The organism is Mesorhizobium sp. CNPSo 4688 (genome assembly GCF_057784295.1).
In genome coordinates, this window is sequence record NZ_JBWLUY010000006.1 from 257,558 (window position 1) to 275,289 (window position 17,732).

Sequence of the window (17,732 nt, forward strand, 5' to 3'; positions counted from 1 at the left end):
CGTGCCGGCCGAGCTGACATCGCTGCCAGTGATGTCACGGCGGCAGGCGCTTGCGCTGGCCGGCGGGGCTGTGCTTGCCACCTTCCCCTTTCCGGCCTCCGCCACGACGATCGCGCGCAGCGTTCCATCGCGTGGCTTCAACCTTCCGGGATGGCTCGATCGCCAGGCAGGGACTGCTCCCGCCACTGCGACGCTGGAAAAGCTGCGCCAGTCGGGGTTCGAAACCATCCGCTTGCCGGTGAACAGCGATCTTATCTCGGCCGGCGACACGGTCGGGCTCCGCCGCATCCGTGACGGGGTCGCCGACCTTGCCGGGTTGGGCTTTGCCGTTCTCGTCGACATGCACCCGTCCGCCGACCTTCACGCCGCTTTCGAGCGCGATCCGGCAGCCGCAAGCGAACAGGTGGTTCAGGCGTGGACGGCCTTGCGTCCCGTCATCGCCGATCTGCCGGCGGCCTCGGTCTATCCGGAGCTGCTGAACGAGCCGCCGATGGAGCGCGCCGTCTGGCTGGCGCTGCGCGACAGGCTTGCCGAGACGCTGCGCGCAACATGTCCGCGCCACACACTGGTCTGGGGCCCGGCACGCTTCCAGGGCATATGGGAAATAGCCGATACGCCGCCTCTGGCCGACGACAACCAGATCGCCGCCATCCATTTCTACGCACCTATGGCGTTCACCCATCAATGCGAGAACTGGGATACGTCGCCGCTCGCCCGCATGGCCAACCTGCCTTTTCCCGCGACAAGGGAGACCCCTGCGGTCCGCGACCTCATCGCAAGACTGCGCACTGCCGGCGACGAAGAAGCCGCTTCCCTGCTCGAGAAAGAACTTTCGAACCCATGGACGCAGGCCGCGATTGCTTCGAACTTTGCCGAGGCCGCACGCTGGTCGGCGGCTCATGACTGCCCGCTGATGCTGAACGAATTCGGCGTGCTCAATTTCTGCGTCGATGCGCAAAGCCGCGCCGCCTGGGTCCGCGCCGTGCGCGAGGCCGCCGAAGCCAACGATATCGGCTGGACCTATTGGGAGCTCGACCAGGGCTTTGGCTTCATCCCCAGCAGGCAGAGCACGGAAGGCTTCGACGCCTCGATGATGGCTGCCCTCCTGGGCGAGGCAGGCCAGCTATGAGCGTCACCGGAGCCTATCCGCCAGTCGGCCTGCGCGCGCAAAGCCTGGCAGCCCCGCGCGACGCACTGCTGCATGTCTGCGTGTCGCTGATCGTTGTTGTCTTGACGGTTTCGGCCTTTGCCGTCTGGACCCCGTTCGGCATTGCCGCGACCTTCCTCCTGACGCTAATCGTGTCCAACGCCCTGCCCGCGGGCGTTCCCGTCCTGATCATCTGCGCCTTCCTCTACCAGAACCTCGTGGTCACCTGGTACACCCCTTACATCCCAGACAACGATACGTTCGATTCGCTGCGCGGTACCAATTTCGTCATCCTGATGAGCGCCTTCGGCATTTTCCTTGCCGCGTCGTTCCAGCACCGCGTGCGCGCCCTGGTCGAATTGCGCTTCTGGCTGCTGCTCAGCCTCGTGCTCTGTGGAACCATCACCTTCTATCTCGCCCTGGGGGTCGTGCACGGCCAGCCCAAGGACGCGGTCGTCTATTTCCGCAACACGATCACGCCGCTTGCCTGCTTCCACATTGCCGTGCTCGCCGCCAGCCTCTATCCGGTCGACCTGCGCAAGAGCATGTTGTGGCTCGGTGCCGGCGCGGTCGTCTACGGATATCTGGAATTGATCTTCACGATGAATTTCCTCAGCCTCTTCCATGGCGACCTTTACATCGAACGCAGCATATCGCGGCAGATCGAGACCGGCGTCTGGGAGAAGGCGCTGCAGGAGACCGGCTTCGTTTTCCGTGGGCTTGAGGACGTGATGACCACGACCTTCTTCAACACGCCGGTCTTCAACGACATCCTGCCCAGGGTCTTTCGTGTCGGCGGCCCGAATTTTCATCCGATCAGCTATGCCTATGCCCTCAGCATCATATCGGCCTGGCTGCTGTTCAAGGGACGCTGGCTGCTGCCCATTGCGGCCTTGCCGCTGCTGCTCGTCATCGGCTCCAAGGGCGCGACGTTCCTGCTGCTCATCGCGCTCGCCACGCGTCTGATCTACAGCCCCTCCCGTGTCGGTTTTACGCTCACCGCCGTCATAGTCCTGGCTTTAGTCTGGACGACCGCGGCAATCGGCTATGGGGCGACGCATGGGGACTATCACGTGCTTGGCCTGACGGCCGGCCTGCGCGACTTCCTGGCCAACCCGCTTGGACAGGGACTGGGATTTGGCGGCAATTTGTCGAGCACCAGCCTCAATCTCAGCTGGACCAACGCCCAGGCGGAAGGTGTCGCCTCCGTTCCCGTCGAAAGCGCCGTCGGCGTCATGCTCTATCAGATGGGCATAGGCAGCTTTGTCTTCTTCGGCTTCCTAGCGGCGCTCGCCATGGCGGCGCGGCGTCAACTGATCGAAACCCGCGACCCGGATTTCCTGTTCGGTTTCGTCGTCATCGTCACCATCTCGGCCAATGCCGTGCTGCAGGAAGAAGCCTTCTACTCGCCGCTTGCACTCGGCTTCTGCCTGCTGCTCGTCGGCGTGTCGCTGGGCACGCGCTGGCGCGAACTGGCGATGCAAAGAGCAATTCCAGGAAAAGTGTAAAACGGTTTTCCGTCCGGAATTGCGTTAAAACAAAGAGAGTGCGATCACGGCCCGAACACCACAAGCTCGGTGAAGGTCAGGTCGCCAGGCGCCGGCGGCTTCGGACCCTTGAAGTATTTTATCCCCCGGTTGGCGAAGTAACGGCCGAACAGGCCAGGGATGGGCTCCTTGGCGTCGACAAGGCAAAGCAGGATCCCCCTTCGCAAGACAAAGCGCCCCAAGGCGCCGGCACATCGGCTCAGATCCGCCGGGGAGCGGCAATAGACGATCTGGGCGCAGGGGATGAGACCATGCAGTATTCGGCGCGGCATCAACACCAGCGGAGACGCCACCCCGTCGCAAATACAGACCAGAGAGATGCAGCCCAGCGCGGCGTGTTCCAGGACGATGTATCTTTCGCCGTCGGAGAGCATCGCCAATTCGGCAAGATCGGGACGAACCTCAAGCACCCGGCACGACCGCCGCACCGAACTCAAGGCGGGCAGGAAGGCAAACTGTCCATTGGAAAAAAGCTGAAAGCCGAGTGCCTTGTTGGCCTTCAATGTCGCGGGCGCCGGCGAAATGTTGGTGAAGGTCACGTCCCTGCGCCTGAGGATCGCCCAAATCAACTTCATGGCCTGGGGACGGTACCCTTCGTCCACCGTCCAACTGGAAATGTTGCAGCGGATTTCATCGCCTTCACGGCCAGGGAAGCGGGCGTAGAGCGTCAGCACAACGCCAACGATCCGGCCGGCATTCTCCAAGGCAAAACCGTATTGTGGAAAATCGGCGACGACGGGACGCTGCGACAAACGGGCAAGCGCCCGCATCCAGTAATTGCGGCTGCGTTCTGGAAAGCCCCGGAGCAGGCAATCGGCTACGCCGTCCCAATCAGCCTGGTGAATCGGCCGGCAGTTGAGATCGGGAGGGAGGGTACCAAGTACTGCCATAGTCGACCCGCGAACACGATCAAATTACCAGATCCATTCACCCCCAGGTTCCCAATAACGCAGGACGATTAACAATCTCCTCTGCGGTCGGGAAATATCCCCGCTATGGCACCCGATGATGGCCTGTCTCGGCGTCGATGGCAGGGTTGGCCAGGGTTGTCACCTGCCCGCGGCGTGCCGGCCTGCATTCCTGCCGGAAAAGATGCAGCTGCCGAGAAATGTCCCTTCCAGCGCATTGTAGCCGTGATAGCCGCCGCCACCGCCGCCAGCCACTTCGCCCGCCGCATAGAGTCCGGCAATGGGCTCGCCATTGCCGTCGAGAACCTGCGAATTGAGGTTGGTGTGCAGGCCGCCCAGCGTCTTGCGGGTCAGGATGTTGAGGCGCACCGCAATCAGCGGCCCGTGCTTGGGGTCGAGTATCTTGTGCGGTTTGGTCACCCGGAAAATCTTGTCGCCGATGTAGTTGCGGGCGCCGCGGATGGCCGTGACCTGCGCGTCCTTGGTGTAGGCATGCTCGACCTCGCGGTCGCGCGCCACAATCTGAGCCTTGAGCCGGTCGTAGTCGAGCAGATTGTCGCCGGAGAGCGCGTTCATGCCCGCGACCAGATCAGCCAGATTTTCGCGGACGACGAAGTCCTCGCCCTTTTCCAGAAACGCCGCCACCGATGGCGGCGCCTTGCCGCCGCGCCGGTTCTTCAGCACGGCCCGCCAATCCTTGCCGGTGAAGTCGAGATTCTGCTCCGAGCCCGACAGCACGAACTCCTTCGAGGCGATCGTCTTGGTCAGCACAAACCAGGAATAATCGTGCCCGGTCGACAGGATGCGCTTCAGCGTGCCGAGCGAATCGAAGCTTGGAAAGAACGGCGCCTCCATGCGTTGTCCGAGCGCGTCGAACCATAGCGGCGACGGCGCCGACAGGATGCGGATGCCATGGTTCGGCCAGATCGGATTCCAGTTCTTGAGCCCCTCGACATAGTGCCACATGCGGTCGGCGTTGATCACGGCGCCGCCGGCGTCCTGCGTGATCGCCACCATGCGGCCATCGACATGGTGCGGCACACCGGCGACCATCCGCTTCGGCGCCGGCCCGAGCCGATCGACCGGCCAGACCTTGCGCACCAGCTCATGATTGCCGCCGATGCCGCCAGAGGTAACGATCACGGCGCCGGTCGAGAGTTCGAAGTCACCAACGACCGTGCGGTTCGACTGCTTGCCGCGCTCGACGTTGGACGCCTCCAGGATTTCGCCAGCGACACCGGTGACCGCGCCGTTGGTCTTGATCAGCCGGCTGGCCTGATGGCGGAATTTCAAAGTGATCAGCCCCTTGGCGACGTGATCGCGCACGCGCCTTTCGAACGGCGCGACCACGCCCGGCCCAGTGCCCCAGGTCAGATGGAAGCGCGGCACCGAATTGCCGTGGCCATTGGCCAGCGCGCCACCGCGCTCGGCCCAGCCCACCACCGGCCACCAACGCATGCCCATGCCGTGCAGCCAGGGCCGCATCTCGCCTGCGGCGAAATCGACATAGGCTTCCGCCACTTTCCTTGGCCAGTGATCCTCGGGCCGGTCGAACTGGGCTGAGCCCAACCAGTCCTGCCAGGCGAGGTCGCGGCTGTCCCTGATGCGCAAGCGGCGCTGCTCGGGCGTGTTGACCAGAAACAGGCCACCGAGCGACCAGAATGCCTGGCCGCCGAGAAAACCGCCGCCTTCCTGCTCGACGATGATTACGCGCTTGCCGGCATCGCCGAGTTCCGCGGCGGCGGCCAGGCCGGCCAGGCCGCCGCCAACGATGATTGCATCCGCGTCAGCCATTGTCGTAGCTCCTGTCTCGCCTTTGCGATGCTGCCTTGGGATCGTTGCTTGCCACTCGGCACTATCCCAGCAGCGCGTTCCAGATGATACGCGGCAGTTTCAGGATGCTCGGCCGGTAGTGAAACTCGGTGATCAGCCGGCCGACGATGTGCGCCCTTTTATGTGTCAGAAACCACGCCGGTTTCGGCATGATGCGGAACGGCGCTTCGAGCACGCTGCGCTCGGGCTTGTCGAACAGGTAGGTGTTGTGGACGACGCCGATGCCGCTCTGCACGTCGTCGAGCGTGTGACCGGGGAAAGCGCCCCAGGTCGGCCGCAGCAGCGCAAACAGAACGCCGCTCCAGGAATTGATGCCGATGCCGCCGTAGCGCAATTCGGCAACGATTTCCTCGAAGCGCGGCCGGCCGATCTCGGCAATCGTCTTGGGATGGATGAGAATGTTGGCGGCCAGCGTGCCGTGCAGCTTTTCATTGGCGTAGGCGATCGCGCCGCGCAGATAGGATTTGGCGTTGCCTGCCGGCAGCCGCAAGACGCTGAGCGCCGGCGCGAACACTTCGGCGTTTTCGAGGTAGGCGTCGGTGCCCGGCCGGAACGGCACCACCACGCAGGCTGGCCCGCCGGGCCGCCCGAATTTCTGCACGCTATCGGCATGCGCCTCGAACGCGGCGAGGCGCTCGGTGGCACCTGGATAATAGGCCGGCCGCGACGGCGCCTTCTGCATCACCTTTTCGAGTGCTGCCAGCAGCGCATCGGATTTGTTCCAGCTCTCCGGCAGCACCAGCATCTGGCAGGCGATGCAGTTGAAGCCGGAATTGTTGAGCTTCTGGGTTGCGATCAATTCGGCGTGATAGGCGATGTCGGCATCCGACCATGGGCCGGGCACCACGATGGTCGGCGCCACCCCGCCGAGTTCCGAGGTGATGCGCCTTCTGTTCCTTGGCGTGCCCGCCGCCTTGTTCTTGCGGCCCTCCTCGCCCGGTCCCCAGACGATCGCATCATGCGAGGCGGCGGCACCGGTGATGTGGATGTCGTCGACCAGATCGTGGTTGCACAGATAGGCACCGACATCGGCACCGCCGCGCACGATGCGCAGCGCGCCGAACTCGATCAGCGGCCGCAGCGCCGGCCGCAGGAAATCGATGAGATAGTCGTTGACCGGGTTCATCTTGAGCAGGACGACCTGGTGTTCGACCAGGAGCTTGTGCAGGCAGTCGAGCGGTGCGATCGAGGCGACATTGCCGGCACCGAGCACCAGCCCGATCTTGCCCTTGCGGCTCGTCGGCGGCGCGTCATAGGCCGATGCGGTGTTCTCGGCCAGGTTGGCTTTGGTCACACCCGGCTGCATCCAGATCTCGGCCTTCAGCCCGGTGAACAGCACCTTGTCCCAGACCGAGTTCGGAACCACCGTCACTGCCAACTGTCCACTGGGCAGAGTGCGGACCGGCAGCCTGTCGAGGAACGCCTTGCCCTCCATCAGGCTCAGCGTGTGGATGAACTGGTTGCAGCCATCCATCAGCGCCGCCGGGCCGGCCAGCCATTCCTCGCCTTCCAGCGGCGAGCCGGTCGGGATGCCCTTCTTGCGGGTTGCCGTCTTGACCCAGGCCTCGGCGACTTCGCGGATATGGTCCTTGACCTGATGCAGCAGTGCGATCCGCTCGCCATTCGAGGTCTGCGCCCAGTCATCCTTCTTGCTGTCGAGATCGGTGAGCGCCAGATCGAGTTCGGCTGCCCATTCAGGCTGCACGGGGTAGGTTTTGACTGCCTTTGCGACCATCGTGTCCTCCTCCATTTCGATTTTACGAAAACGGCAGCGCGGCCCATTGCGCGGCAATCTTACCGCCGGAATAAACCTGGATCGAACCGAATTGCTGTAGCACGAATTCGCTCTGCGTCGGACGCAGGAAGGCGTAGTCGTCGGGTCCGACATTGGCATCGTCAGGCAGCGCCATGAATTGCTGATTGGTGGAGAAGCCGAACGTCTTGTCGGTCTTCATCCCCACGGGATGGACGGGCTTTGCCATCCATTTGCCGCCATAGAGAAAACAGCCGCGCCGCGGCAACAGCCCGAGCTTCTGCAGCAGCCAGGAGCGCTGATCGAGGCCCGGAACCTGGACATCGACCACCTTCAGGATTGGCGCCGCGATGAAAGCGGCAGGCTGCAATTGGCTGAGGCTGGGGACATCGAAATCGGTCGGCAGCATGAAAGCCGATCCGATGGACAATTCATTGGCGCCGACCCAGCTGTCGTAGAGCAATGCGGTGCTGCTGCCGCCAAGGTTGAGGATCTTGCGCTGGTCGGGCGCAAGGCAGCCGACATACTGACGAAACAGGCTGACCGCCTTGGCGCGCGCCTTGGCCGGTCCGCCCAGCCCTTTGGGGATGTGGCCGATATGCGCCTCATAGGCCATGACGCCTTCGCATTTCAGCCGCGGATAGTTCGCCAATGTGGCCACCGCCCGCGCCAACGTGTCGGGATTGCCGATACCGCCGCGATGCAGCCCGACATCCACCTCGAAGCAGATGCGCAGCTCGCGGTCGAGCTCAGCGGCAAGCGCGCCATAGGCGGCCAGCCGTTCCTCGGTGTCGACCAGCCAGACGATGCGCGACGTCGCTTCGCCAAGACCGGCGAGAACACCCTTGGTCAGCGCGTGCCTGGCGCCGGCGACCGGCATCGGCTTCCCAAGAAGGAGATCGACATCGGGAAAGGCTTTCAGCATTTCGGCGCTGATCGGCAGATGAAACGTCATCAGCCTGTCGGTCGCGAATGCCGCACGGATGTGCGCGATGAGCGGCAGGCAAGGCAGCGACTTGTCGACGATGCGCAGGTCGAGACCCGTGGCGAACTTCGCCTTGATCGCAGCGATGTTGTAACCGAGTCGGTCGAGATCGAGCACCAGGCAAGGCTGAAAGATCCCGGCCGCCTTGAGCGCACCCGACAGTTCGGCGAAATAGGTGTCGGTCAGGCTCATGCCGCAACGCCGAGCAGCCTGGCCATGTAGGGCGTCACGAAACGGTTGTCCGGGTCCATCTCCCGGCGCACTGCCATGGCATCGTTCCAGCGCGGATAGAGCGTGCTCAGCTCTTTGGCGGTGAGGCTGTGCATCTTGCCCCAGTGCGGGCGGCCGCCGCGCTTGCGGAAGATCGGCTCGGCGGCGTTGAAGTACGCCATCGGATCACGCTCGACGCCGTGATGAATGGCGATCGAACAGGTCGGGCGCCTGTAGAACGGGCTCAGCCAGATGTTATCAGGCGCGACGACGCGAACTTCGATCGGAAAGTAGACCTCCGGAAACCGCGTCTCGAGCATCGCGATGATTTCGCCGAGCGCCGCCGCCCCTTCCTCGAACGGAAGGTGGTACTCCATCTCGTTGAACTTGACGTTGCGCTCGGAGGTGAAGACCTTCAGCCAGTCCTCGACATAGTCCTCGGCCGGCACCTTGGCGAAGGCCGAGCCGATGAGACGGCGGCGCAGCCACGGGAACCAGCTGAGATAGTCGCGCAGTTTCCTCAGCGTGGTGACGGCATCGTCGTCTTCCGTCGGCGGGCGCACCGTCGCCGGCGCTTCGGTGATGTCGCTGGCGATCAGCAGCGCCTGGCCGGAAAACGGCACGTAGTAGAACTCGGCGGAGCGATGCGCCGTCATGGTGCTTTCGAATTGCGCAAGCACGTCGGCGATCGGCGCTGTCCAGCGGCGGTGCCGCATGCGATAGCTCGCCATGTTGCGGATCGTCACTTCGGTGACGGCGCCGAAGGCACCGAGCGAGGCCCCCATGGCATCGATCATGTCGGCGTTTTGGGCACGGTCGAACTCCTTCACCGCGCCACGCCCGTCGACGATCTGCATCGCCTCGAGCTGGGTATGATACGCGCCGAGCGTGATGCCCGAACCATGCGTCGCTGTGCCAAGCGCCCCGCCGAACGCCTGCTTGTCGATGTCGCCCATATTCGGCAGCGCCTGGCCGACGCCGTGCAGCAGCTTGGCCATCGTGCCGATCTTGGTACCGGCGCCGACCCTCGCCGTCAGTCTTTCGGGATTATGCGCCTTCAGGCCTTCGAAGCGGTCGAGCGACAGGATGGTTCCGTCATTCTTGACCAGTGGCGTGAAGGAGTGCCCGGTGCCGACGAAACGAACCGGTCCCGGCGAATTGCGAATGGCGACGCTCAACGCATCGAGAGTTTGCGGTTCGGCAAAAGCCTGCGGCGTGGCCGTGACATAGCCCGACCAATTGCTCCACTGGCTGGTAGCCTCTCCCACAATCGCCTCCCTGGGACGGCCGGTTTGACCGGCCTTGATCGCTGCATGGAATAATATGATACATAGTCAGCTTTTTGAATATGATACATTGTCAGCTTTCTGTCAAGCTGGCAATCGAGCGGCAAGCGGTCTGAAGCCGGCTTGGAAAGAAAAGCAGCCGTCGGCTTCATGCCTCACGACTTTTCGCGTCAATCACCAAGCATATCATCGACTGTCATTTTTCGGGGGTAAGCAGCTGTTATGGGACGGCTGTCCCTCGGTCTTGCCGACTGGGAACCCGTCCTGAACCGCTCCTGTCCCCCGAAGAGAAATCGCATGTGGCTAAGTGAATTCGAAATTGTCCTGCGCGACCGGATCATCCCGAGCGGCGCCATCCGCATCGAAAACGGCCGGATTGCTGAGATCCGGAACGAGCCGGTCGAAAATGCCGACATCTCAGGCGGTGGCCGCCTGCTCCTGCCCGGCTTCATCGACATGCATGGCGACATGGTGGAAAAGGAAGTCGAGCCGCGGCTCGGCGTGCATGTGCCGATGAAGATCGGCATTGCCGAACTCGACAAGAAGCTCGCCTCCTGCGGCATCACCACCGCCTATGCCGCGCTCTCCTTCATCGGCGCCAGCATCACCAGCGGCGTGGCGCGCTCGGAAGAGCATACATCGGCGATCATCGACACCATTGCCGGCATGAAGGACCACCTGCTGGTCGATCACCGCATCCATGCGCGCTTCGAAGTCACCTTCACCCCGGCCATTGCCATGCTGCAGAAGCTGATGGACGCCGGCAGGCTGCATCTGATCTCGCTGATGGATCACACGCCCGGACAGGGCCAGTATCGCGATGTCGAGCTTTACATCGCCCGCATCGCCAAGGAGCGCGGCATGTCGGTTGCCCAGGCGTCCGAGGTCGTCGGCCATCGCATCGCCGGCCGCGAAGGCCAGGGCGATGTGCTCAACGCACTGCAAGACCTGTCGGCGCGTGCACAGGCCAACGGCGTCGCGCTTGCATCGCACGACGATGACACGCTGGAGAAGGTGGAACTGGTTCACGGTCTTGGCGCCACGCTGAGCGAATTCCCGGTGACCCTGGAAGCGGCGCAGGAAGCCAGGAGGCTGGCAATACACACAGTGATGGGAGCGCCCAATGCGCTGCGCGGCCAGTCCTATTCCGGCAATCTTTCGGCACGCCAGGCTTATGAGGCCGGGCTGCTCGACATGCTGGCCAGCGACTATCATCCGGCCTCGATCCTGCCCGCCGTGCTCGGCCTGGCGGAACTGCGCGAAGGCAGTCTTGTGGCGGCGGCAGCGCTGACGAGTGCCAATCCGGCCACGGCGCTCGGGCTTACCGATCGTGGCGCCATCGAGACGGGACTGCTGGCCGATCTGGTGGTAGCCGATCGCCAGCCGGTGGCGCGGGTGCGGGCGACATTCCGCGCCGGCCGCATGATCTATAGCGACGGAACGCTGGGTCGGAGCCGGGATGACGAGGCATAAAGTCCAGCCCTGTCACGCCAGCCCGAACGTCTCCACGGCGCGCATGATGCCGCGCAGTTCTGCGAGGCCCTTCAGCCGGCCGATCAGCGAGTAGCCGGGATTGATCCTTGTCTTGCCGATATCGTCGGCAAGCAGATGGCCATGGTCCGGCCGCATCGGGATTTGCCAGTCGGCGCGGCCTTCCCTGTGGCGGCGCGCCTCTTCCTGCATCAGCGCCAGGATGACATGCGCCATGTCGGTGCCGCCCTCGAGATGCTCGGCCTCGTAGAACGAACCGTCCTTCTCGATGGTGATGTTGCGCAGATGGGCGAAATGGATGCGGTCGGCAAATTCCTTGACCATAGCGACAATGTCGTTGTCGGCGCGCGTGCCGTAGGAGCCGGTGCAGAACGTCAGTCCATTGGCCTGGCTGTCGACAGCACTCAAGATGAAGCGCGCATCCTCGGCGGTCGAAACAACGCGCGGCAGGCCGTAGAGCGAGAAGGGCGGGTCGTCAGGATGGATGCACATGCGCACCCCCTGCTCTTCCGCCACCGGAATGATCTCGCGCAGGAACCAGGCGAGGTTGTCGCGCAGCTCCTTCGGCCCGATCCCCTCATAGTCCGCCAACGCCTCTCGAAAACTATCGCGGTCATACTTGCGCTCTGTCGCCGGCAGGCCGGCGATGAGGTTGCGCTCGATCTGGTCGATCTTCTCGGGCGGCAATTCCTTGAGCCGCTTCTCCGCCTGCGCAATGCGCGCCGGCGTGTAGCTGTCGGCGCCGTTTTTGCGCTTCAGCACGAACAGATCATAGGCGGCGAAATCGATCGCATCGAAACGCAGGGCATAGCCCGTCGTCGGCAGCCGGTAGGCGAGATCGGTGCGGGTCCAGTCGACCACAGGCATGAAATTGTAGCAGATCGTGGCGATGCCGGCCTTGGCCAGCGCGCGGATGCTATCGCGATAGTAGCCGGCATAGCGCTCGCGTTCCGGCGCGCCGATTTTGAAGGAATTGTGGACCGGGATGCTCTCGACGACCGACCAGGTCAGTCCGGCTTCCTCGATGATGTGCTTGCGCTCCAGCACGTCGGCTTCAGGCCACGCCCTGCCGTCGTAGATATGGTGAAGCGCCGAGACCACGCCGGTGGCGCCAGCCTGCTTGACATGATCGAGTGTCACCGGATCGTCAGGTCCATACCAGCGCCAGCATTGTTCCATTTTCGGCTTTCCTTCTGCGAGAGGTTGGCAACTTATTGTTGGACCGCGACGGGAGTCGATAGAAAAGGAAGGAGTTTTCGAAAATGACGGATTTCGAGGGCAAGGTGGCCCTGGTGACCGGGACGACCGGCATTGGCCTGGCGACCGCCAGGCGCCTTGCGGCCGGCGGCGCCGCAATCATCGCCTGCGGCATCGACCGCGTCGCCAATGCAGCGATGAAAGCCCAGATGGAAAGCGCTGGAGCAGCAGTGCTGATCATCGACACCGACGTCTCCATCTCTGACCAGGTGCGCGACGCGGTAGCAGCCGGCGTCGCGAAATTCGGCGGCCTCGACGTCATCGTCAATTCGGCCGCGGTGCATCCGTACGGGACCGCGACGACGACCGATTGGGAAACCTGGAACCGGGCAATGACCGTCAATGTCGGCTCGATCTATCTGACGGCGCATTTCGGCATTCCGGAAATGATCAAGCGCGGCGGCGGCGCCATCGTCAACGTCGCCTCCGTGCAGGGCTTCGCCTGCCAGCAGAACGTCGCCGCATACGCCACCACCAAGGGCGCCATTCACACGCTGACGCGCTCGCTGGCGCTCGACTATGCGGCGGCTGGCATCCGCGTCAATTCGGTGAGCCCCGGTTCGATCCGCACGCCGATCCTGGAAAAGGCCGCGCGTGGCGAGAGCGGCAGCGATGCCGATGTCGAAGAGGCCTACAAGCGCTTCGGCGCGGCGCATCCGCTCGGCCGCATCGGCGAACCGGAGGAAGTGGCCGAGCTCATCGCCTTCCTGTGCTCGTCAAAAGCCGGTTTCTGCACCGGCGCCGACTACAGGATTGATGGCGGCCTGACGGCAGGCATTGGCGTGAAGTAAGGCTGTGATGGCGTTCTGCACGCTTGCCGGCAATCGCGAACCTTGTCCGATCGCCCTATAGCTTCCACATCCGCCTGGCATTGCCCGACAGCAATTTCATCCTCTCCTCGAGGCTGGCGCCCGCGATCAGCGCGTGCGTCGCCGCCACCCAGGTCGCGAGCCCTCCGCCAAGCGTGCACACCGGCCAGTCGCTGCCCCAGACGACGCGATCCCAGCCGAAAGACCCGATCGTGTGTTCGACGTAGGGACGCAAGTTCTCGACACTCCACGAGCTGGGGTCCGCATAGGCCACGACGCCCGAAATCTTGCCAATGACATTGGGGCGCCGCGCGATCTCGGCCATGTGCTCGCGCCATGGGTGCTCGGCGCGGCCTTTGATATCGGGCACGCCGCAATGGTCGAGAACGAACTGGACGGCCGGCGCGAGATCGGCGAGCGCAATCGCGCGTGGAATCTGATGCGGCAGTACCACAAGATCGAAGGTCAGCCCGCTGCCGGAAAGCCGTTTGATGTTGTCGCGAAACAGCGCACTGTCCGAAAGCTCGTCCGGCATGACATGCAGCACGCGGCGGAACCCCTTGATGAAGGGATCGGCCTGTTGGCGTTCGAGATAGGCGGCAAAGCCGCCCTCCTCTGGACGACAAGCGGCAATCGCGCCGCGCAAAAGACTGCCCGCCTGCCGCGACAGCGCCTTGACATGGCTGGTCTCGGCCTCGATGTCGGCTTGATCGACATCGACCTCCATATGCAATGCCGCCTCGATGCCGGCGCGGCGGGCCTGGGTCGCATACTCCTCATGCGGGAAATCGCGATTGAGCGCCGGTGCGCCGGCAAGCCAGGGATAGCGCAGCGCCGACAGATCGATCAGGTGCAGATGGGTGTCGATGATCATGCTTTCCTCGCGAGTCGATTTCGTATCGTCGCCAGATATTCCAGGCCTGGTTCAATGCCGCTTCGGGATCTCTTTGTCCTCGAGCAGCAACGTCAGCCCCATGGCGACGAAGTAGAGCGCCGCCACCCAGATGAACATCATGTTGAACCCGCTGGAATAATGGTCGAGCACCACTTCGCGGATCGCGCCCGGCAGGTTCGACGCGAGTTGGGGGGTCAACCCGTTCAGGCCCTGCGGCAGAAGGGCGGCAGCATCGGCGGGGAGTTCGGCAGTCTGCCGGTTCAGCGCCCAGATCATCACCGCGCCGTTCAGCGCCAGTCCAAGCGATGCTCCGAGCGTCCGTGCCTGGGTGATCAGCGACGTCACCGCGCCGATGTCCTGCAGGGGTGCCGCCGCCTGGATCGCCACGATCAGCACCTGGAATTGCAGACCCATGCTGATGCCGAACACAGCCATCATTGTCGCCAGCACCCAGATCGGCGTATGCTGGTTGGTGACGACGAAGCCCAGCATCAGGAACCCGCCAATAGCCATCGCGACCACCGGCATCCATTTGTAGCGTCCGGTTGCGGCAATCACGCGACCGGCGACGATCGAGATGACCATCGACGTCAGCGACGCCGGCAGGAACAGGAAGCCGACTTCGGCCGGGCTTAGACCCGTCAGCGTCTGCATGTAGAGCGCGAAATAGAAGAACATGCCCAGCGTCACCGTTCCGGCGACCAGCGACACGCCCGAAACGATGCTGACCGTCGAATTGCCGAACAGCCGCAACGGCACGATCGGTTCTTCCGCCCGGCGCTCGACCATGATGAACAGGACGATCGCGACCAGCGCGACGACCGGCAGCGCGAAGGTGATGAGGTCCGGCCCGGTGGGGTCGAACACATGATAGCCCCAATAGACGATGGCCGTCGTGCCGATGGCGAGCAGCGCGCCGCCGAGATAGTCGATGTGGTGCTTTCTCTCGTTGAACCGGCTGCGCATGGCGAAGGCCAGCACCGCCATCACGATGATGCCGATGGGCAGGTTGACCAGGAACACCCAGCGCCAGCCGAACAGGCTGGTGATGTAGCCGCCGGCCAGCGGACCCAGCACCGACGACAGCGCGAACACCGCCGAACTGTAGCCCTGGTATTTGGCGCGGTCGCGCGGTCCGAACAATTCGCCGATCATGGCGAAGGCCGAGACCATCAGGCCGCCACCGCCGATGCCTTGCAGGACGCGCGCGGCGATCAGGCTCTCCATCGACCATGCCATGCCGCAGACCAGCGACCCTACGAGAAACAGGCCGATCGCCGTCAACACGACATTCTTGCGGCCATACATATCGCCGAGCTTGCCGTAGAAAGGCGAGACCGCGGCGGTCGACAGCAGATAGGCGGCACCCACCCAGCCGAACAGATGCAGATTGCCGAGTTCACCGGCAATGGTGGGCAAGGCGGTGACGATGATCTGCATGTCGATGGTGGCCATGAACATGGCGATCAACGCACCGAAATAGACGACCAGTGTCGTCAGATTGGGCCTGGCTTCGGCCTCCACGGGCACCACATCTGGCAGCGTCTGGTCGACAGTCATCGGGGTCTCCGTAACTTGGGGCGCGATTTATGTGCCCGCGGCCGAGAGGTGTCAAATAGGCGATGACGCCATGCCTGGACGCAGTCCGTCCGGTTAACAGGAAGAGCCCCAGCGCCGGAAGCGCCCTCTCCTCCTCCTGCCCCGGCTCCTGCCAGAGGATGTCGACGTGCGGAAGCCTGACCGGAGGTATTGTTCACAGAGACGTTGAGATCAGCTCGACGCCGTCTTGCCCACCCTTATCGCTGCTGCCTGCTTCGCTCCCATTCCGAGCAGCAGATTGTCGTCGGAGAGTTCGTCCCCTCTCGCCTGCCGGAACAGGTTCAGCATATCGGGAACGTCGAGGCTTTTGCGCTGGTCACCGGCAATATCGAAGACGATGGTACCCTCATGCAGCATGACGGTGCGGGTGCCGTGGTCGAGCGCATCGCGCATCGAATGCGTCACCATCAGCGCCGTCAGTCTCTGCTCCTCGACAATCCTGCGTGTGAGTTCCAGAACGAAGGCCGCCGTACGCGGGTCGAGTGCGGCGGTGTGTTCGTCCAGCAGCAATATCTTCATGCCCGTCAGCGTCGACATCAGCAAACTGACCGCCTGGCGCTGGCCGCCTGACAACAGGCCCATGGAATCGCCGAGCCGATTCTCCAGGCCGAGACCCAGCATCGACAGTTTTTCGCGAAACAGCGCGCGGCGGGAGGCATCGAGCGCGCGGCCGAAGCTCCGCACGCTGCCGCGCGAAAAGGCGAGCGCCATGTTTTCTTCGATCGACAGCCGCTCGCATGTGCCGGCCATCGGATCCTGGAACACGCGTGCGATCAGCTTCGCCCGCTTCGGTGCCGACCAGCGGGTGACGTCCGTGCCATCGACGATGATCGAGCCTCGCTCCGGCCTTGCCGTGCCGCTGAGTACATTGAGCAGCGTCGACTTGCCGGCGCCGTTCGAGCCGATGACGGTGACGAACTCGCCTTCGGGGATGGTGAGGTCGAGGCCACGCAGCGCGCGATGCTCGAGCGGCGTGCCGCGGCCGAAGGTGACGTGAACGTCGCTGAGGCTGATCATGTCGCGCTCCTTTCCAGGAGACTGCGCATCGGATTGGCGACCTTGGGCAGGATCAGCGCCATCGCCACCAGAACCGCGGTGACCAGATTGAGGTCGGAGGACTGCAGGCCGAGCCAGCCGGTGTTCAGCGCCAGCGCAATGGCGATGCGATAGGCGATGGCGCCGAAGACGCAGGAGAAGATCGCAATCACGATCGACTTCGTCCGGAATATCGTTTCGCCCAGGATCACGGCGGCAAGGCCGGCGATCGCCGTGCCGGTGCCGACGGTGACATCGGCAAAGCCGGCGGTCTGCGCAAACAGCGCGCCCGCCAGCGCCACCAGCCCATTGGCCATTGCGACGCCGATATAGGTGTGCATCTCGGTTGGAATGCCTTGCGCCTGCGCCATGCGCGGATTGGCGCCGGTGGCGCGCATCGCCAGGCCGAATTCCGAGGTCAGGAAGCGGGCAAGCAACGCGCCGACAACACTGACGATGATCAGCAGCGCCAGCACCTTGAGCGTCGGCCGTCCTGGCAGTCCGGAAGCCTCGACCAGCGGCCGCAACCACGCAAACAGGTCGATGACCGTCGGCTGGTTCATCAGCGGAATGTTGGGCCTACCCATGATGCGCAGATTGACCGAAAACAGCGCGGTCATGGTGAGAATGCCGGCGAGCAAGTGCAAGATGCCGAAGCGGATGTTCAGCCAGGCGGTGACGATGCCCGCAAGGCAGCCGGCGACGATCGCCGCAAGCGTGCCGGTGATGGGATTGATGCCGCCCGAGATCATCGCCGCGGCGACGGCAGCACCCAGCGGAAACGAGCCGTCGACCGTCAGGTCGGGAAAGTCGAGGACGCGAAACGAAATGTAGACGCCGAGTGCCACGAGCGCGAAGACAAGCCCGATCTCGACAGCGCCGATCAGGGAAATCAGGTTCATGAACCGCTCCGTTGGTCCTAACAGATCAGGCGAGGCGCTTGCGCGCCACGCCTGATCCTTCTGTGCTGCAGGGCG

General features: G+C 63.6%; 14 protein-coding genes. 4 read left to right on the top strand and 10 right to left on the bottom strand.

Translation table 11 applies throughout. The features are described from left to right. Window position 1 precedes the first annotated feature (1 nt). Both AC04SH_RS13405 and AC04SH_RS13410 read left to right on the top strand, forming a co-directional pair. Entirely contained in the window at window positions 2-1,129 is a 1,128-nt protein-coding gene (locus tag AC04SH_RS13405) for a glycoside hydrolase family 5 protein (protein WP_488575368.1), read from the top strand. Continuing rightward, window positions 1,126-2,655 carry a hypothetical protein gene (locus tag AC04SH_RS13410; RefSeq protein ID WP_488575369.1) on the top strand — a complete coding sequence of 510 codons (1,530 nt, stop codon included), beginning with the start codon at window positions 1,126-1,128 and terminating at the stop codon, window positions 2,653-2,655. Before AC04SH_RS13405 ends, AC04SH_RS13410 begins: the two co-directional genes overlap by 4 nt. A 44-nt stretch (window positions 2,656-2,699) precedes the next feature. Here the strand turns inward: AC04SH_RS13410 and AC04SH_RS13415 are convergent, their stop codons facing one another. From AC04SH_RS13415 to AC04SH_RS13435, 5 genes are all read right to left on the bottom strand, one after another. Continuing rightward, entirely contained in the window at window positions 2,700-3,584 is an 885-nt protein-coding gene (locus tag AC04SH_RS13415; protein ID WP_488575370.1) for a hypothetical protein, read from the bottom strand. 159 nt (window positions 3,585-3,743) lie between these two features. Further along, complete coding sequence (locus AC04SH_RS13420) at window positions 3,744-5,396, bottom strand: FAD-binding dehydrogenase (protein WP_488575371.1); 1,653 nt, start codon at window positions 5,394-5,396, stop codon at window positions 3,744-3,746. Between the two features lie 61 nt (window positions 5,397-5,457). Beyond that, on the bottom strand, window positions 5,458-7,170 hold the full coding sequence (locus AC04SH_RS13425) for an aldehyde dehydrogenase family protein (protein ID WP_488575372.1): 1,713 nt from the start codon (window positions 7,168-7,170) through the stop codon (window positions 5,458-5,460). Window positions 7,171-7,192: 22 nt separating this feature from the next. Further along, the gene (locus AC04SH_RS13430) at window positions 7,193-8,365 is read right to left on the bottom strand and encodes an alanine racemase (RefSeq protein ID WP_488575373.1); all 1,173 of its coding nucleotides are present in this window, start codon (window positions 8,363-8,365) and stop codon (window positions 7,193-7,195) included. Continuing rightward, complete coding sequence (locus tag AC04SH_RS13435) at window positions 8,362-9,651, bottom strand: D-arabinono-1,4-lactone oxidase (RefSeq protein WP_488575374.1); 1,290 nt, start codon at window positions 9,649-9,651, stop codon at window positions 8,362-8,364. Before AC04SH_RS13435 ends, AC04SH_RS13430 begins: the two co-directional genes overlap by 4 nt. A 315-nt stretch (window positions 9,652-9,966) precedes the next feature. Here AC04SH_RS13435 and AC04SH_RS13440 point away from each other — a divergent pair, with 315 nt between their 5' ends. Continuing rightward, complete coding sequence (locus AC04SH_RS13440; protein ID WP_488575375.1) at window positions 9,967-11,142, top strand: alpha-D-ribose 1-methylphosphonate 5-triphosphate diphosphatase; 1,176 nt, start codon at window positions 9,967-9,969, stop codon at window positions 11,140-11,142. A 12-nt stretch (window positions 11,143-11,154) separates the two neighbouring features. Here AC04SH_RS13440 and uxuA read toward each other — a convergent pair whose 3' ends face one another. After that, window positions 11,155-12,339, bottom strand: a complete 1,185-nt coding sequence (uxuA, locus tag AC04SH_RS13445) for a mannonate dehydratase (RefSeq protein ID WP_488575376.1) — start codon at window positions 12,337-12,339, stop codon at window positions 11,155-11,157. Window positions 12,340-12,422: 83 nt separating this feature from the next. Between uxuA and AC04SH_RS13450 the strand changes: the two genes are divergently transcribed. Then, complete coding sequence (locus AC04SH_RS13450) at window positions 12,423-13,208, top strand: SDR family oxidoreductase (RefSeq protein ID WP_488575377.1); 786 nt, start codon at window positions 12,423-12,425, stop codon at window positions 13,206-13,208. A gap of 55 nt (window positions 13,209-13,263) precedes the next feature. Here the strand turns inward: AC04SH_RS13450 and AC04SH_RS13455 are convergent, their stop codons facing one another. From AC04SH_RS13455 to AC04SH_RS13470, 4 genes are all read right to left on the bottom strand, one after another. After that, complete coding sequence (locus AC04SH_RS13455; RefSeq protein ID WP_488575378.1) at window positions 13,264-14,100, bottom strand: amidohydrolase family protein; 837 nt, start codon at window positions 14,098-14,100, stop codon at window positions 13,264-13,266. A gap of 51 nt (window positions 14,101-14,151) precedes the next feature. Next, window positions 14,152-15,681 carry an MDR family MFS transporter gene (locus tag AC04SH_RS13460; protein WP_488575379.1) on the bottom strand — a complete coding sequence of 510 codons (1,530 nt, stop codon included), beginning with the start codon at window positions 15,679-15,681 and terminating at the stop codon, window positions 14,152-14,154. Between the two features lie 210 nt (window positions 15,682-15,891). Next, the gene (locus AC04SH_RS13465; RefSeq protein ID WP_477231714.1) at window positions 15,892-16,737 is read right to left on the bottom strand and encodes an ABC transporter ATP-binding protein; all 846 of its coding nucleotides are present in this window, start codon (window positions 16,735-16,737) and stop codon (window positions 15,892-15,894) included. Further along, the gene (locus AC04SH_RS13470) at window positions 16,734-17,657 is read right to left on the bottom strand and encodes an ABC transporter permease (RefSeq protein ID WP_477231715.1); all 924 of its coding nucleotides are present in this window, start codon (window positions 17,655-17,657) and stop codon (window positions 16,734-16,736) included. The genes AC04SH_RS13465 and AC04SH_RS13470 overlap by 4 nt, the downstream gene beginning before the upstream one ends. Window positions 17,658-17,732: the final 75 nt, after the last annotated feature.

Coding starts and splice junctions, on each gene's coding strand:
- AC04SH_RS13410 (WP_488575369.1), top strand. CDS start 1,126: ATGAGCGTCACCGGAGCCTATCCGCCAGTCGGCCTGCGCGCGCAAAGC.
- AC04SH_RS13415 (WP_488575370.1), bottom strand. CDS start 3,584: ATGGCAGTACTTGGTACCCTCCCTCCCGATCTCAACTGCCGGCCGATT.
- AC04SH_RS13420 (WP_488575371.1), bottom strand. CDS start 5,396: ATGGCTGACGCGGATGCAATCATCGTTGGCGGCGGCCTGGCCGGCCTG.
- AC04SH_RS13425 (WP_488575372.1), bottom strand. CDS start 7,170: ATGGTCGCAAAGGCAGTCAAAACCTACCCCGTGCAGCCTGAATGGGCA.
- AC04SH_RS13430 (WP_488575373.1), bottom strand. CDS start 8,365: ATGAGCCTGACCGACACCTATTTCGCCGAACTGTCGGGTGCGCTCAAG.
- AC04SH_RS13440 (WP_488575375.1), top strand. CDS start 9,967: ATGTGGCTAAGTGAATTCGAAATTGTCCTGCGCGACCGGATCATCCCG.
- uxuA (WP_488575376.1), bottom strand. CDS start 12,339: ATGGAACAATGCTGGCGCTGGTATGGACCTGACGATCCGGTGACACTC.
- AC04SH_RS13450 (WP_488575377.1), top strand. CDS start 12,423: ATGACGGATTTCGAGGGCAAGGTGGCCCTGGTGACCGGGACGACCGGC.
- AC04SH_RS13455 (WP_488575378.1), bottom strand. CDS start 14,100: ATGATCATCGACACCCATCTGCACCTGATCGATCTGTCGGCGCTGCGC.
- AC04SH_RS13460 (WP_488575379.1), bottom strand. CDS start 15,681: ATGACTGTCGACCAGACGCTGCCAGATGTGGTGCCCGTGGAGGCCGAA.
- AC04SH_RS13465 (WP_477231714.1), bottom strand. CDS start 16,737: ATGATCAGCCTCAGCGACGTTCACGTCACCTTCGGCCGCGGCACGCCG.
- AC04SH_RS13470 (WP_477231715.1), bottom strand. CDS start 17,657: ATGAACCTGATTTCCCTGATCGGCGCTGTCGAGATCGGGCTTGTCTTC.